The following is a 16,523-nucleotide window of genomic DNA, read 5'->3' as shown; positions in this document are numbered from 1 at the left end:
CCTGTCATACAATGATTGCGATCCTTACCGCATCAAAATAATCATATAATAATGCTTATCGCCGACCTGCTGATGTGCAACACCCATTTCCTTATAATAAATCACCCGGTCCACGCGCTTTTTCTCGTCGCTGTCGTGATTACGCAGAAGCTTTTCTTCTGCCTGCGTCACATCATCACAGTTGATGAGGTAAATCTCCGTATGACGTCTCGCAGTGCTTTCCCCGATGGATTTGAGGTAATCATCAAGTGTGCCTTCATCCGGGATCCGGCTGCTTCCATAGCCCTTACTGCGTGCCATCGCCAGACGGTGTTCGGCGATCTGCTGTAATTTTCCATTTAAAATAAAGCTGGCATCTTTATCGTAATCTTTTTTGTCATCGTCATAGTAATCTTCTTCCTCATCCCCGTCAAACGCGTCCGCCTTCAGCTCATTTAAGCTGTCCGCCATCGCCTGGGTATCTGCATCCAGAAATGCCAGCGTGTACGCGCCGCCGCCCGTGTTTTTCTTCTTTTTGGCGTTCGCCAGGCTGCCGTCCGCGTTGATCGTATACTGCGTCTCATCCTTTGTGAAGGTCGTTCCCTCCATCGCGCCGCTGTCTTTCAGGAAATAGTATTTTCCGTCGATATTCTGCCAGCCGGTCGCCATCGCGCCGTCCCCTTGCAGATAATACCAGGTTCCATTTTCCTGCTCCCAGCCCGTTTTCATCAAACTGTCTGCTCCGAGCAGGTACCATTTTCCGCCCATCTGCTGCCAACCCGTCAGGTAAGAACCGTCCATTCCCACCAGATAATAACCATTCTCCACCGGCTGCCAGACACCCGCATCATCCGCAAGCACTGTCTGGGCGGCAGACGCTGAGAAAAGGAGACTTACTCCTGCAATTCCTGCCAGCCGTACTATCTTATGTCCCAGAACCGCTTTCAGCGCCCTTTTTAACCCCGGCGCCGTCCGTTTTTCTTCCTTCTTCATCCACAAACTTCTGTCCTTCATACGCTGTCCTCACTCTTCTTTATGCTTATTGATCGGATCCATCTGTTTCCAGTTCCACCCCCCGTGCCGTTAAAAGTGCCCGAAGCATCGCCGCCAGCTCCTTTTCCGAGATCCGGCTGCTGTCAATCAGCATATTATAACTTGCTTTATCCGCCCATGTCTTTTTTGCATAAAAATTATAATAATTTTTCCGTATTTTATCCGCTTGTTTGATCAGGTATTCAGCTTCTTTTTCATCTGTCTCGTAACGCCGCATAATCTCCTTCACGCGCGCCTCCATCGGGGCATATATAAATAGAGAAATAAGCCCTTCTGTCTCCTCCAGGATCTTGTCAGCGCAGCGTCCCACGATAATGCATGGACCTTTCTTCGCATACTCCCGGATCAACTGGGACTGCACGACAAACAAGGTATCATTCATCGGCTTTCCATAACCGGTAAACGGATTGCACTTGGCCGGAACCTTAAAAAGAAAACGGTTCGCCTTCATCTCGTCCGCCTCTTCCAGTTCCTCCATCTTAAATCCGCCGCACACCGCTGCTTCCTCTATCAGATGGCGGTCATAACAGGGAATTCCCAGTTCCTTTGCCAGAGACTTCCCCAGATTATGGCCGCCGCTTCCAAACTCTCTTCCGATTGTAATGACAAAATTTTTCATACCAGATTCCACCTTCGTATCTATTTCCTTTTGCTTTCGCATATGCTGCAGGTTCTCATAGCCGTTCCTTTCACGATTGTCAGCCACTCCTGCCGTCTGTGAAACGTTCCATACAAAAGACTTCTTCGCAGTGAACAGTTACATCTAAAATAGAGCATATACAACTCATGTCTGTTTAATTGACATTTGTTCATTTTTGAACTATAATGCATTATACTAAGTTGTTCGAATGAATACAATAATCATTTTTACGTCAGTTGTATTTTAATCAACATTTCATCACATTATGTTTGTTTTTTGTATCTGGTGTGCCCATTTTTACTTATTTTTAACACTCCCTTCATCCACAGCCTCCGATACACAGTCATACGGCGTTTCCCCGTCTGGAAACGTTCAGAAAGGAAGTCACTATGAAAGAAGAAATACTCGACCGGCGTGTACGAAAGACGAGACGCCAGTTAAAAGAATGCTTAACCCGCCTCCTCAAAGAAAAAAAAATTCAGGATATCACGGTGCGCGAACTCGCCGAGATGGCTGACATCAACCGCGGCACCTTTTATCTTCATTATAAAGATGTCTTTGACCTGATGGATCAGATCAAAAATGAACTGATCGAGGAGGTTGAGTCTGTCCTGACGCACCATCCCGTTCCCGAACTGGTAGCGCGCCCTTTCCTCGCACTCTCAGAACTATTTCCTCTTGTACAGGAAAATGCAGAGATTGTTTCTATCTTAATAGGAGAAAACGGTGATCTGAATTTTGTCAACCGCCTGAAACGCATTGTCAGCGATAAATGTTTAAAAGGCTGGCTGGATCTCAAATGTTCCAGCGATCCGGATACGCTCGCGGCATTTTCCGCCTTTATCGTTTCCGGCTGTGTCGGTACCGTTCAGTACTGGATCGAAAGCGGCATGAAGGAATCCACAGAACAGATGGCAATCTTGACAGAGGACTTTATCTTAAAAGGCATCCGAGTGCTGGAAAATCCGGCTTGACTTTCACGAAATTCCGTGCTTTAATAAAACTGCAATTTTTAAAAATTCAGAAAGGAGAACCACATGGACAGTTGTGACAGCAACGGGCGAAGTCGTCGCGATGGGCAAAATCAAACTATGAATTCCAACCATGCGTACCAGACTGTTGGTCTGCCGCAGGGTCTTTTTGAGTGTGAATCGGGCTGTCTGGCAGCACATTTCCGCCTGCTTTAACAGGCTGGTGATTCAGTGCTGAACGTTTCCCGGCACGATTGGTTTTCATATATATTTGTCCATCGCCCTGGCGCGGGTTTGAAACTGCCATCTGCGGCATTTCATCCTGTTCCCGACTGGCGGTGGATTTTTTTATCCCCGCACTGCTCGCCCTGTACGTCCCAAACGGCATTAAATAGAACGACAGAAAGCGAGGGAACCAAATATGAATCAGACTCCAGAAATGGACGAAAAGAAAACAAGCTCCCCGGAAACGGCTCCGATCGCCGCAACCGCAGAGCATAATGCTAATTTTGAAGAAAATATCCGCGCGATCATCCGCAGCGGAAAACCGGCAAGCGTGATCCGGGATGACCTCGACAATTACCATGCAAACGATATTGCCGAGGTTCTGGAAACACTGGACACTGCGACCCGGAAACGCCTCTACAATATTCTCTCTCTGGAAATGACGGCCGAGATTTTCACCTATCTCGATGAACCGGCGCCTTATCTGCATGAGCTGGGACTTGACCGGGCGGCAGCCGTTCTGGCAGAGATGGATGCCGATGAGGCGGTCGATATCCTCGAAAATTTAGATCCGGAGGAAAAAGAAGCCCTGATCGCGCGCATGGATCAGGAATCTAAGGATGATATCCACCTGATCTTTTCCTACGATGAGGAACAGATCGGTAGCCGGATGACGACCAACTACATCGTCATTCCCAATAACTGTACGATCAAGCAGGCAATGCGCCATCTGATCTCCCAGGCGGAGGACAACGACAACATCGACACCATCTACGTCGAAGACGAAAATGGGCGCTATTTCGGTGCGATCGAGCTGAAGGATTTAATCACTGCCCGTGAGTACATGAAGCTGGAGGACATTATCAGTACCTCCTATCCGTATGTGTACGCGGATGAAAAATCTTCGGACTGTATGGAAGAGCTGATCGATTACAGCGAGGATTCTATCCCTGTACTCGATCGGAACCATAAGATCATCGGTGCCATCACTTACGAGGACATCGCCGAGGCGATCGACGACGAGATGGGTGATGACTACGCAAAGCTGGCAGGTCTTACTTCGGAAGAGGATCTGCACGAACCACTGTTGCAGAGTTTGAAAAAACGTCTCCCGTGGCTGGTGCTGCTACTCTTCCTCGGCATGGGGGTTTCCTCAGTAGTCGGCATTTTCGAGCCGATCGTTGACCGTATCGCACTTCTTATCTGCTTCCAGTCGATGATCCTCGACATGGCAGGCAATGTCGGCACCCAGTCGCTGGCTGTCACCATCCGTGTCCTGATGGATGAGGATATCTCCGCGATGCAGAAGCTGGGATTTGTATTCAAGGAAATGCGAATCGGATTTTTAAATGGACTGCTGCTGGGCTCGGCTTCGTTCGTCGTAATCGGCATTTTCATCCATATTATGAAGCAGAAGAGTCTTTTCTTCTCGTTTGCACTTTCCGGCTGTGTCGGCATCTCTCTTCTGACCGCAATGGTAATCTCCAGCCTGGTCGGCGTACTGGTGCCGATGCTGTTTCACAAGCTGAAGGTTGACCCGGCAGTTGCGTCTGGTCCGCTTATCACGACGGTGAATGATCTGGTAGCGGTTGTGACTTATTATGGACTGGCAGAGATTTTGCTGGTGGATGTGTTTCATTTAGTGTAAAGAACCGGTGAAAATAGGTATTTGTGATTCGGACGCAAAACAGGACTCTTCCTTTTTAGCAACTTCTCCCTGCTTCTTATAGATAGAGTTTGCATCTACCCCGCCGCGCACGCTGGAAAGCGGATAGATGTTGGTACCGCGTCCGATGATGCTGCCCGGGTTTAGGATAGAGCCGCAGCCTACTTCTACGTTGTCACCGAGCATGGCGCCGATTTTTTTGCGTCCGGTTTTGATCTTGCCGTCTTCGGCGTGGATTTCCACCAGAAGTTTATCGGATTTTACGTTGGAGGTGATGGAACCGGCACCCATGTGGGATTTATAGCCTAAGATGGAGTCTCCGACGTAATTATAATGCGGTACCTGTACTTTATCGAACAGGATGACGTTTTTAAGCTCGGTAGAGTTTCCGACTACTGCACCTTCTCCGATCAGGGCGCTGCCGCGGATGAATGCACAGTGGCGCACCTCGGCGTCTTTGCCGACGATGACCGGTCCGTGCAGATAGGCGCTGTCAAATACCTTCGCTGTCTTGTGAACCCAGATGTTTTCACCACGTTTCTCATATTCTGCCGGATCCAGGCTATTTCCCAATTCGATGATAAAATCACTGAGACCTGCCAGCGCCTCCCACGGGTAGGTAAACTGTTTCAGATAATCTGAAGCCAGCGTATGGGTTAAATCATATAATTCTGTGATTTTCATTTCTTCTTTTTTCATGATCATTGCCTTTCTTGAAATTCAATTTCTTCTATTATTATAAATAGATTGTTTACTTTCACTTACTTTGTTCCTGTCCGGATGTAATACTTGTCGTCTCAGAGCTAGTTTCAGCTTTTACTGTTCTTGCAGTCTTCGCAGTTCCCCTACTCTTTACGCTTCTGCTTCGCGACACTTTCTCTGCATTTTGGTAAAACACAGCAACCGCATCAAACGCCGGCCGCAGCCCATACGCATTTCCCATATGAACCGCATTGTAAGTGCGTCCGATAACGAAGCGCTCTAATTTCTGCATATATTCATCCGGCGTGATGCTGCCCTCTGCCACATAGGTCAGACCTTTTTCCCAGCTTGCCGTCAATTCCGGGTTGAGAAGCTGCTTCATGGATGTGTGTACAACCTCGTAAATCAGCTCGCCCAGGTAGGTCGGCGTGATAACCTGCGTTTTTTCATTGAGCGCCATATATTTGATGTTGAACAACTTTTTCAGGATCTCCGCGCGGGTTGCACTCGTTCCGATGCCGCTGCCCTTGATCTGAGCGCGCAGCTCTTCGTCCTCGATAAGCTGACCGGCATTTTCCATCGCCAGAATCATCGAACCGGAGGAATAACGCTTCGGCGGAGACGTCTCGCCCTCTTTAATCTGCAAATCATCCAGTGACACTTTCATCCCCTTTTTGAGCTGTTCCAGCATCTGGATAAACTCTGGGTGGGACGCGTCAATTACCTTTGGCTGGCTGCTGTCCGTTCCATCTGCTTCTCCTGCCGGATTTTCCGCATCATTTCCATCTATACCTGTTTCAAGACGGTTCGTTCTGCCGACACCTTCCCCGGCAGTGTCCTTTTTCTTTTTCGGAATTTCTGCCACTTTGAGATATCCCACTTCTTTCAATACTTTGAAACCGGCAAAGAAATGTTCACCTTTTACCTCAATCTCAACCGCATATTTCTGGTAAATCGCCGCCGGATAAAAGATGCTTAAGAAACGGCGCACAATCACCTGGTAAATCTTACGGTTCAACTCTGGGAGACTTCGCAGCGCACCGAGTCCCTGTCCGGTCGGTATGATTGCGTAGTGATCGGTAATCTGCTTATCATTGACATAGCGCGTTTTTGCTATGTTTTTCCACAGCCCCGCCTGCATCGCCTCCGATGCAAATGCCGCCAGCGGCTCATAATGCGTCAGACCGCCGATATTTTTACTGATCTCCTTCGCCACCGCCGTTGAAAGCACACGCGCGTCCGTTCGCGGATAGGTAACCAGTTTTCGCTCATACAGCTCCTGCACCACTTTCAGGGTCTGATCCGGGCTGATTTTAAACATTTTAGAACAATCATTCTGGAGCTCCGCCAGGTTATAGAGAAGAGGTGGATTTTTGGTTTCCTTTTTCTTTTCCACTTTTAAAATGGTTCCCTGCGAAGTATTATATACGCTCATTAAACCCGCGTTCGCTTTTCCTGCGTCGCTGACCTCTGACTGCATGACTCCCGAATTTTCGCTTCCATTCTCGCGTTCCCACAGCCATGCAATCAGCGCCTCCGCGTCCTTTCGCTCCTTAAAACCATTTTCCTTATACAGACAAGGCGTTCCATAGTACCGGCTTCCTTCCACCGCCCGCCATTCGCCGTCAATCGAGATGCCTGCCGGTCCGAATGTACCAATCACGCGGTAAAATGGCGTTTTGACAAATTCCCGGATCTCCCTCTCCCGGCGGACTACCATACCGAGGACACAGGTCATGACGCGTCCGACTGAGATCACGGTCCGGTCAGAACTTCGCATATAGTTAGAAACAGATGGTCCATATTTCAACGTCAGTGCGCGGGAAAAGTTAATTCCCATCAGATAATCTTCTTTTGCCCGCAGATATGCCGAATCCGCCAGATGATCGTATTCGGACAGATCCTTCGCTTCGCGGATGCCGCGCAGAATCTCTTCCTCCGTCTGTGAATCGATCCAGACGCGCTTCTGTCTCTTGCCCTGCACGCCAGCCATCTGCGCGACGAGGCGGTAGATATATTCTCCCTCCCGTCCCGAGTCGGTACAGACGTAGATTGTATCTACATCCGCCCGGTTTAAGAGACCGCTCACGATTCCAAACTGTTTCTTCACGCTGTCGATAACCTGATATTTCCATTCTTTCGGGAGAAATGGAAGTGTCTCCAGACTCCAGCGCTTATATTTCATATCATATACTTCCGGATAGCTCATCGTGACCAGATGTCCAACACACCAGGTCACAACCGCATTTTCCGACTCAATATAGCCATCCACCGATCGTCCATTTACCTTGAGTGCATTTGCGAACTCACGCGCCACGCTCGGTTTCTCGGCTATAAATAACGATTTTGCCACGTTGTTCTGCTCCTATCTTACTAATTTCGTAACTGTTCAGTACCTAATTTCCTCTAATTCCTTTTCCGCTTCGGCGTCCACTCCGCCAGAATCGCCGCCGCAAACATCAGCGCACAGCCAATTAGCATCCGCACCGTCAGCTTCTCATGCAGCAGCCAGACAGAGAACAGGAGTCCAAACACCGATTCAAACGACAGTAGAATCGAGGATGTGCTGGCGCTCAGATATTTCTGCCCCACTGTCTGAAGCAGAAAACAGAGCATACTGGATGCGAGTCCCAGATACAGCATCGAAACTGCTACTCCCGGCAGTGTAAATACTTCCGGATGGAACGCGCCTTCCGTGAGAAGCCCCAGCACCCACGAACACGCCGCCGCTGTTCCCATCTGCATGACCGTCAGGCGGATCGGAGTGCAGTATGCCGTGAAGCGATCCAAAAAAATCATATGAACCGCAAAGCAGATGCCGCACACCAGCGTCAGGAAATCACCAAAATTGACCGACAGATCGCCTTTCAGCGATAAAAGAGCCAATCCCACAACAGCAAATCCCGCTGCGACCAGGTTATTTGCCTTCGGGCGCACATGATTAACCGCCCATGCCAGAAACGGCACGATCACCACATACAACGTCGTAATAAACGCATTTTTACTCGCGGTCGTGTATTTCAGCCCATACGTCTGAAAATAATAACTGATAAATAGAAACAATCCCGCCAGTGCGCCGCATTTAAACTCCTGCATCGACATTCCCCGGATCTGTTTCCAGAAAAGAGCCGCCATCCCAAGCGCCGCGATCGTAAACCGGTACGCCAAAAGGTATGTAGGTGTGATCGCGTCCATCGAATTTTTCATCACAACGAACGCGCTGCCCCAGATAATTGTTACAAATAAAAGGCTGGCAGATGCCAGCACTTTTACTCCCTTGTTGTTTGTCTCACTCATGTCAATCTCTATCCTATGTCAAAATGATCACAAATCAAATACAAATTTAAACCGTCATAAATTTGTAACTGGTCGTTGTATCGTATTTCTCGCCTTTTTTCACGATCGGGGATGCAAATCCCGGCATGTTGACTGCGTTCGGGTAATACTGCGTCTCAAAGCAGTATCCCTGGCGTCTCACATACTTCACGCCGCCCTTACCCGGAACCTGTCCGTCCAGGAAATTGCCCGTGTAGAACTGAACTCCCGGCAGATCGGTGTATACCTCCATCTTGCGCCCGCTCTCCTCGTCGATCGCAGCCGCCGCCAGACTGAATACGCCTGACTCATGGTTGAGAATCCAGTTATGATCGTAGCCGCCGCCCAGTTTTAACTGATCGTAATCCGCTTCAATATCACGTCCGATCGGCTTGAAATCTGAGAAATCCATCGGAGTCCCCATTACCTTGCGGATCTCACCGGTCGGGATCAGCACCTTGTCTACCGCCGTGATCGCATCACTGTCAATGTAAACCATCTGCGAAAGCGCCGGACCACTCTCATGGCCTGCCAGATTGAAATACGCGTGGTTTGTCATATTAAAAATGGTATCCTGATCGCAGGTTCCCTCGTAATGAATCTTTACTTCATTTTCATCTGTCAGCGTGTAGGTCACACGGATCGAGGCATTTCCCGGATATCCCTGATCGCCGTCCGGGCTTTCCAGTGTAAACGAAACCTGATTAACACCCGTCTCATATTCTGCCGCCCAGATACGGTTCCGGTAAAAATCCATGCCGCTGTGCAGGTTGTTCGGACCATCATTCGCCGTCAATTCGTATTTTTTATCATTTAACGTAAACGCCGCGCCGTCAATCCGGTTTGCATTTCGTCCAATAGCCTCGCCCAGATGCCCATCGCTTACCAGGCAGTCTGCTACTGTTTCATGTCCCAGCAGGACATCCGCCATCTCTCCGTTCCGATCCGGCACCAGCATCGTGGACCAGATTGCACCCAGATCTAAAAAGGATGCAGAAACTCCATTCTGATTCGTCAATGTATAACGGCTGACCTCTCTGCCATCTTCCATTGTTCCAAAGATTGTCTTCTCAACCATGCCAAATCCCCCTTAATTTTTAGAATCCGAAAAATATTTTTCGCATTTTTTATGCTTACCTATATCAGATTAAATCTATTTACCTTTTCAAATCGAACGTCCGTGAGACTTGGCGCGTGATTCTGGTCAGCGAAACTGACATATTCCTATCAGAATCACTGTGCATCCTCGCGGAGCGTTTATCTCAGTCGGAGACAAGGCTTCCACTGAGACAAATTTGCTATTACTCACCACCTGAAGAGGTGGGAGTCTTCTCGACTGAGATAAATAGCTGATTTATTAAGTATACAATACTTTTCCTCTCATGCACACCCATTTTTTCCAAATCCCATTATAAAAATTTAAAGATTCGTTACTGTTCACACATGTGTGCCCAGTAACAGGCTTTTGCCGATGCTTCACATTCCAAATCGGCAAAAGCTGCAGCCAGAACTGTATCTTACGGAATTTTCAGTTCAGAAAATTCCCACCTGTGAACAATTACCAAGATTCCATTTCAGCTAAAAAAGAAGGTTCCTTGACACATCACGCGGAGCATTTTTTGTGTCTTAGGACGAAGTTTCCTATGACACAAACAAAAACTGCCGTTTCGGACAGAGTCAGCCATCGTTTTTTAAACAGCCTCTCCGCCACTGGGCGGCAGTTCTTACTTTTATCAGTTTTAATTTTCTATTTCACGGATTCTCTAAACAGATTTCTTTATTTCGCCTGGATATATCCCTGTGCGGTCAGAAGCTCTGCACACAGTACCGCACCGCCGGCTGCGCCGCGCAGTGTGTTGTGGGAGAGACCTACAAACTTCCAATCGTAAACTTTGTCTTCTCTCAGACGGCCAACAGATACGCCCATGCCCTTCTCATAGTTGACATCCAGCTGTACCTGCGGACGATTATCCTCTTCCAGATACTGAATGAACTGCTTCGGTGCGCTCGGAAGCTCCAGTTCCTGCGGAAGTCCTTTGAAATTAACCAGCTTCTCGATCAGCTGCTCTTTGGTTGGTTTCTTTCTGAACTTTACAAATACGGCTGCTGTATGTCCGTCCAGAACCGGTACACGGATGCACTGGCAGGTAATCACCGGCTCGGATGCCTTCACGATCTCGCCGTCCTTGATCTCTCCCCAGAGACGAAGCGGCTCCTGCTCGCTCTTCTCCTCCTCACCACCGATGTACGGGATGATGTTGCCTTCCATCTCCGGCCAGTCTTTGAACGTCTTGCCAGCTCCGGAGATTGCCTGATACGTCGTAGCTACTACCTCATATGGCTCAAATTCCTTCCATGCAGTCAGAACCGGTGCATAGCTCTGGATGGAGCAGTTCGGTTTTACCGCTACGAAGCCTCTCTTGGTTCCCAGACGTTTTTTCTGGAACTCAATCACCTTAAAGTGCTCCGGATTGATCTCCGGTACTACCATCGGAACATCCGGTGTCCAGCGGTGTGCGCTGTTGTTGGAAACAACCGGTGTTTCTGTCTTTGCATACGCATCTTCAATCGCACGGATCTCTTCTTTTGTCATATCTACGGCGCTGAACACGAAATCAACTTCGGATGCTACCTTCTCGATCTCGTTTACGTTCATAACGGCCATCTTCTTCACACACTCCGGCATCGGGGTCTGCATTTTCCAGCGTCCGCCGACTGCCTCCTCATATGTTTTTCCTGCAGAACGCGGGCTTGCTGCCAGCGCAGTAATCTCATACCACGGATGATTTGCCAGAAGCGTGATGAAACGCTGACCTACCATACCAGTTGCTCCCAGAATGCCTACACGTAATTTCTTTTCCATGTTCATCGTTTTTCTCCTCTTCTGACAGCGGCTTTTTCAGCTTCTCATGGCAGGATGGAGTTTGGATAGGAAGCTCCTGCTCTGCAACACGTTTTCACTCTGCCGCTGTAATTCTTGTCTATCCTATAACAAAACAAACAAAAAATCAACATTTTTCCGCAAGAAAAATACATTTGTACGTCACTCGCGGACATTTGATAAATTTATAACGTCTGTCACGGATTTAACGATGTTTTAACTCAAAATAGGTTCTTCTAAGCTAAGTATTCCGCTGCAGCCTTCTCAATCCCATCCGGGTACTGCGTCCGGTAGCTCTCAAAATCAAGCCCCCTTGCCGCAATCTCTTTTCCAAGTTTGACTAAGAACGACGGAATCTCGCTCTCAAACATCGTGCCAAGCTCACGTCCCATCGTCTCTTTTCCCTGTACCTCATTTCCGCCCAGATAAAATACAAATGCCGGCTGTGCCTTGCCATCTGCCATCCGCACGCCTCCGCGGAATCCCATCGGTCCAGTCTGGTGGGTACCGCAGGAAGACGGACATCCGGAAATATGAATCTGCGGAAGTGCGCCGTCCGGGATCTGTGCCTCCCCGACCGCCTTTACACACGCCTGTAACAGAGCCTGCGAATCGCGTGCACCAACCTGACAGATCGACGCACCGATACAGCTTACCGATGTCTCAAACTTTGTCTGAGCCGTCTCCTTCGTCGCCTCCAGAATCTTCTCTGCTTCTGCTCCGGTCAAATTGATGATATAAGCAGTTTCATCCGGTGCCAAGCGAAGCTCTGTGCCGTCAATCGACTGCATCAGTTCTCCCAGGGATGCCAGCGTCTCCGGGCGCGGCTGTCCGCCAATCGGATGCCAGATAACCGTATAAAGTCCCGGCTGTTTCTGCTCCAGCACACGTTCTCCCGACGCGCTGCTTCCATCGCCTGTTTTGCCCTGCTTTTCTTTCATTCCTGCCGCTGCCATCACTTCCTCACGTGAAAGATCCAGCTGTTCCCCGGATGCCAGTACCTCCTGAAGCTTTTCCTGATACGCCTTCCGGTAATTTTCCGCTCCGCCGAGTGCTTCCTGCATATACCGGGTACGCGCTTTTCCGCGGTTTTCGTAATTGCCATATGCCCGGAATGTCAGCCACATCGCCTTAATGTAATAAAGAATCTTCTCCGGCGCAACGCCCTCGGCAACTTTAACGCCAAACTGCGGATTGTTTCCCAGACCGCCTGCACTGTATACCTCAAACGTTCCGTCCGGGCAAGCCGCAAATCCCAGATCTCGGTAGGTCGCGTGCGTCACATTCGCCGGTGAATTAGAGAAACAAACCTTGAGCTTGCGCGGCATCTTTTCCGCATTGATGAAGGTCATCAGGTATTCGCCCGCCGCCTTCGCCCACGGCATAACGTCGAAATATTCGCCCTCTTCCACACCGGAAAGCGGAGAACACATCACATTTCGCGGGAAATCTCCGCCGCCGCCCATCGTCACTATCCCGGCATCGAGTGCCTGCTCCATCAATTCACAGACTGATTTCTCATCCAGATTGTGAAACTGCACGCTCTCACAAGTCGTAAAATGTACCATATTTACCTGATATGCGCGGATTGCCTTTGCGATAAATGCAAGCTTCTCCTTCGACACACATCCTGCCGTCATACGCAGACGCAGCATGCTCGCCGCGCCGCCTTTCTGTGCATAACTGCCGTAACGTCCTGAAAAGCCCTTATATGAGCCCTTATCCATCTTTCCTGCATAAAAATCCCTCGTTTTTTCACAAAACTCCGGAAGATCTGTTTTCCACTCCTGTGGAGCAATTCCTATCATTTTTCTCTCCTGTTTTCTCTTCAAATTGTAACTGTTCAGCACCTTCACAGTCACGCGCAAAAATCCATTAAAAATTGCCTACGGCAATGGGATTTTTGCCTGCTGGTCCTTGTTTTCGTACGATCAGCGCAGTAAATGCGCAGACCTACTGAACAGTTACTTCAAATTCTACTTTTACCAGCTTATCTTACACCAGATCCAGCGCCACTTCCATCATATTGGTAAACGTCTTCTCGCGTTCTTCTGCCGTCGTCGCCTCTCCGGTCACTGCCGAATCCGATACGGTCAGGATACAGATCGCATTTGCGCCCGCATAGGCAGCGTTGCTGTAAAGTGCCGCCGACTCCATCTCCACCGCCAGCACGCCCATCTGCGCCCAGCTAGTTCCGTCCGGCTCAAGCGGCGGGTTGTAGAACATATCGGAACACAAAATATTACCGACATGATATTTTAAATTTCTCTTTTTCGCGGACTCAACTGCCTTTTCCAGCAGCTCATAGCTGCACACGCAGGAATAATCCCCCGGCAGGCGGAACTGTTTTACATAGTTGGATGTCGTACAGGAGCCCATCGCGAAAATAAGCTCGCGCACCTTTACCTCCGGACGCAGCGCACCGGCAGTTCCGATCCGGATCAGATTCCTGCATCCATAAAAATGAATCAGCTCATAGGAATAAATTCCCATCGACGGACAGCCCATGCCGGTTCCCATGACAGACACGCGTTTGCCCTGATAATAGCCGGTATAACCGTACATATTTCTCGTTGTATTGAACTGTTTTGCATCCGTCAGAAAATGTTCTGCGATATACTTTGCCCGCAGCGGATCGCCCGGAAGCAAAATCGTCTCCGCAATCTCGCCCTGCTTTGCCCCGATATGAGGGGTCGGTGTGTTCTGATGTTCAGCCATATGAAATACCTCCTTTTTTCGTAAATGTACTCTCGGAATCTTTCTGTTTGATTCTAGCTTCTCGCCCGGCTTCCCTTGCCATCGCGGTGCCCTATTTTCAAACGGCTCAAATGAACCGTTTTTTCTTTATACATAACGATCGGATCATCCTCAGTGCCGTCCAGCAGATGGATTGTCTCCAGCGACTCGGTACGCCCCAGCTTGATGCCGCGCACACCTTTCGCATTCTTCTTCATCTCCGATATCTCCTCGATCGGGAATCGCAGGAAGATACCGCTGGTCGTCTGGATGACCGCCTCTTTCATGCCGTCCGCCGGCTGTACCGAGAGAAGCATATCATTCTCCTGCAGCTTGGTCGCCGCCACTGTTCGGTTATTTGTCTCAAATTCCCCGCCGGGCACGATCTTAATCATCGCATCCTTCGTTGCAAATAATAGCTTCTGTCCCTTTAACTGCGCCGCATTCACCACACAGACCGGACGTTCTTTGGTGGCATCAAATTTACTCAGGTTATCGATCGGCACCCCCTTATCGCGCAGCTTTCCAAAGGGAATCTCAGTCACCTTCACCTGATGGAATGCACCCAGATCTGTAAACAATCCTATCTTATCCGTCGTATGGCACGGCAGTACATACACATTCTCCGTGTCCACTGTCTCCCGGTTCCGCTCGTAGATCGACGGTTCCAGAATCTTGCAATAACCAAACTTGTCCAGCACGAACACGCCCGGTCTGGCGCTCTCCGCCGCCTCGTCATACACTGCCTCGCGTCCATCCTCGATTTTCGTCCGGCGTTCCACTGCAAACTCTTCCTTGATTGACTGCAGATCTTCTTTAATCACCTCGTCCATCGCCTCACGGCTGCCGAGAATCTTCTGGTATTCTTTGATCTTGCGAAGTGTCTCTTTGTACTCCTTCTGCAATGCCAAGATCTCCAGGCCGATCAGTTTATAGAGACGCATTTCCAGAATCGCAGATGCCTGTTTCTCCGTAAAATGAAGCTTCTTGGCATCTTCCTCAAATCCCGGTGTACGGAACTGGATTTTGGAAATATCGCCCTCCATCAGGCAGGCTTTCGCATCTTTCAGATTCTTCGAACCACGCAGGATCGCGATAATCAGATCGATGCAGTCGCAGGCTGTGATCAGACCTTCCTTGATCTCCTTCTTCTCCTGCTCCTTTTCCAGAAGCACCTGATACTTGCGAGTATTATTTTCATACTGGAAATCCAGGTAATTCTTTAAGATTCCCTTTAAATTCAGCGTCTCCGGACGTCCATTCGCGATCGCCAGCATATTGACACCGAACGTATCCTCCAGTTTTGTCTTTTTATACAAAATATTCTGGATTTTTTCAATATCCGCGTCTTTCTTGAGTTCCAGAACAATCCGGATTCCTTCTTTATTCGATTGGTTGGAAATATCCACCACATCGGCAAGTTTCTTGGACTCAACCAGATCTGCGATATCCGACAGACATTTATTGATGCCAGCGCCGATCATCGTGTATGGAATCTCCGTGATCACCAACTTGTCCCGGTCAGAACGGCGTTTTCCAAGCTCCACCTCCATCCGGGCACGCAGTTTGATGCGCCCCGTTCCTGTCTCATAGATCGCCGGAAGTTCACTCTTATTCGCAATGATGCCGCCGGTCGGGAAATCCGGTCCCTTTAAGACGCTCAGAAGCGCTTCCGTCTCCATCTCCGGCTGATCGATATACGCCATCACCGTATCGATGACCTCGCCCAGATTGTGCGGCGGAATGCTGGTGCTCATGCCGACCGCAATTCCCTCGGCACCGTTGAGCAGCAGATTCGGCACGCGGACCGGCAGAACCTCCGGCTCTTTCTCCGTCTCATCGTAGTTCGGCACAAACCGGACGGTCTTGTCCAGATCCTTTAAATACACTTCCTCCGCAAACTTCTGGAGACGCGCCTCCGTGTAACGCATTGCCGCCGCCCCGTCGCCCTCGATGGAACCAAAGTTTCCATGTCCGTCTACCAGCGGCATTCCCTTCTTAAAGCTCTGGGAAAGCACGACCAGCGTCTCATAGATCGAGCTGTCGCCGTGCGGGTGGTATTTACCCATCGTATCACCGACGATACGCGCTGATTTCCGGTGCGGCTTGTCATGCCCCAGATGCAGCTCCCCCATATCGTAAAGAACGCGGCGCTGTACCGGTTTCAAACCATCCCTTGCATCCGGGATGGCGCGGGCCGTGATGACACTCATCGAGTAGTTCATATAGCTGCGCTGCATTTCCTCTGAATATTCTGTCGTAATGATCGTTTCAGCCATTCTATTTTCTATCTCCTAAATTCCTGTCATATACTTTCATAATCGTAACTGTTCAGTGCCTTCACAGTTACTCATA

The 16,523-nt window shown here is 49.4% G+C and carries 12 protein-coding genes; 2 read left to right on the top strand and 10 right to left on the bottom strand.

Annotated elements, in window-relative coordinates:
- Positions 1-24: 24 nt before the first annotated feature.
- Positions 25-993 carry a cell surface protein gene (locus PG862_RS13055; protein WP_270707666.1) on the bottom strand — a complete coding sequence of 323 codons (969 nt, stop codon included), beginning with the start codon at positions 991-993 and terminating at the stop codon, positions 25-27.
- A 25-nt stretch (positions 994-1,018) separates the two neighbouring features.
- Positions 1,019-1,651, bottom strand: a complete 633-nt coding sequence (locus PG862_RS13050; protein WP_118468738.1) for a cytidylate kinase-like family protein — start codon at positions 1,649-1,651, stop codon at positions 1,019-1,021.
- A gap of 410 nt (positions 1,652-2,061) precedes the next feature.
- Between PG862_RS13050 and PG862_RS13045 the strand changes: the two genes are divergently transcribed.
- Both PG862_RS13045 and mgtE read left to right on the top strand, forming a co-directional pair.
- Positions 2,062-2,646 (top strand): TetR/AcrR family transcriptional regulator, encoded by a 585-nt coding sequence (locus PG862_RS13045; protein WP_270707665.1) that lies wholly within the window; start codon positions 2,062-2,064, stop codon positions 2,644-2,646.
- Between the two features lie 418 nt (positions 2,647-3,064).
- Positions 3,065-4,516, top strand: coding sequence for a magnesium transporter (mgtE, locus tag PG862_RS13040; RefSeq protein WP_242995717.1), 1,452 nt, complete (start codon positions 3,065-3,067; stop codon positions 4,514-4,516).
- Here the strand turns inward: mgtE and PG862_RS13035 are convergent.
- The 8 genes from PG862_RS13035 to PG862_RS13000 all read right to left on the bottom strand — a co-directional run bounded on the left by PG862_RS13035 (position 4,508) and on the right by PG862_RS13000 (position 16,447).
- The gene (locus PG862_RS13035) at positions 4,508-5,233 is read right to left on the bottom strand and encodes an acyltransferase (protein WP_117795651.1); all 726 of its coding nucleotides are present in this window, start codon (positions 5,231-5,233) and stop codon (positions 4,508-4,510) included. The two genes, mgtE and PG862_RS13035, sit on opposite strands and share 9 nt — an antisense overlap.
- Positions 5,234-5,291: 58 nt before the next feature.
- Positions 5,292-7,589 (bottom strand): DNA topoisomerase, encoded by a 2,298-nt coding sequence (locus PG862_RS13030; RefSeq protein ID WP_270707664.1) that lies wholly within the window; start codon positions 7,587-7,589, stop codon positions 5,292-5,294.
- 53 nt (positions 7,590-7,642) lie between these two features.
- Entirely contained in the window at positions 7,643-8,533 is an 891-nt protein-coding gene (locus PG862_RS13025) for a DMT family transporter (RefSeq protein WP_270707663.1), read from the bottom strand.
- Between the two features lie 46 nt (positions 8,534-8,579).
- On the bottom strand, positions 8,580-9,629 hold the full coding sequence (locus tag PG862_RS13020; protein WP_270707662.1) for an aldose epimerase family protein: 1,050 nt from the start codon (positions 9,627-9,629) through the stop codon (positions 8,580-8,582).
- A 699-nt stretch (positions 9,630-10,328) separates the two neighbouring features.
- Positions 10,329-11,414: an aspartate-semialdehyde dehydrogenase gene (gene asd / locus PG862_RS13015; protein ID WP_118468829.1), complete on the bottom strand. Its 1,086-nt coding sequence runs from the start codon at positions 11,412-11,414 to the stop codon at positions 10,329-10,331.
- A gap of 254 nt (positions 11,415-11,668) precedes the next feature.
- On the bottom strand, positions 11,669-13,240 hold the full coding sequence (locus tag PG862_RS13010) for a nitrite/sulfite reductase (protein ID WP_107000026.1): 1,572 nt from the start codon (positions 13,238-13,240) through the stop codon (positions 11,669-11,671).
- Positions 13,241-13,427: 187 nt separating this feature from the next.
- Entirely contained in the window at positions 13,428-14,150 is a 723-nt protein-coding gene (gene deoD / locus PG862_RS13005) for a purine-nucleoside phosphorylase (RefSeq protein ID WP_270707659.1), read from the bottom strand.
- 53 nt (positions 14,151-14,203) lie between these two features.
- Positions 14,204-16,447, bottom strand: a complete 2,244-nt coding sequence (locus PG862_RS13000) for a DNA gyrase/topoisomerase IV subunit A (RefSeq protein WP_107000028.1) — start codon at positions 16,445-16,447, stop codon at positions 14,204-14,206.
- Between the last annotated feature and the right edge of the window lie 76 nt (positions 16,448-16,523).

The organism is Clostridium fessum, from assembly GCF_027698965.1.
GTDB classification, from domain to species: domain Bacteria; phylum Bacillota; class Clostridia; order Lachnospirales; family Lachnospiraceae; genus Otoolea; species Otoolea fessa.
The sequence above is the reverse complement of the archived record's forward strand: the minus strand, read 5'-3'. Positions and strand labels throughout refer to the sequence as shown.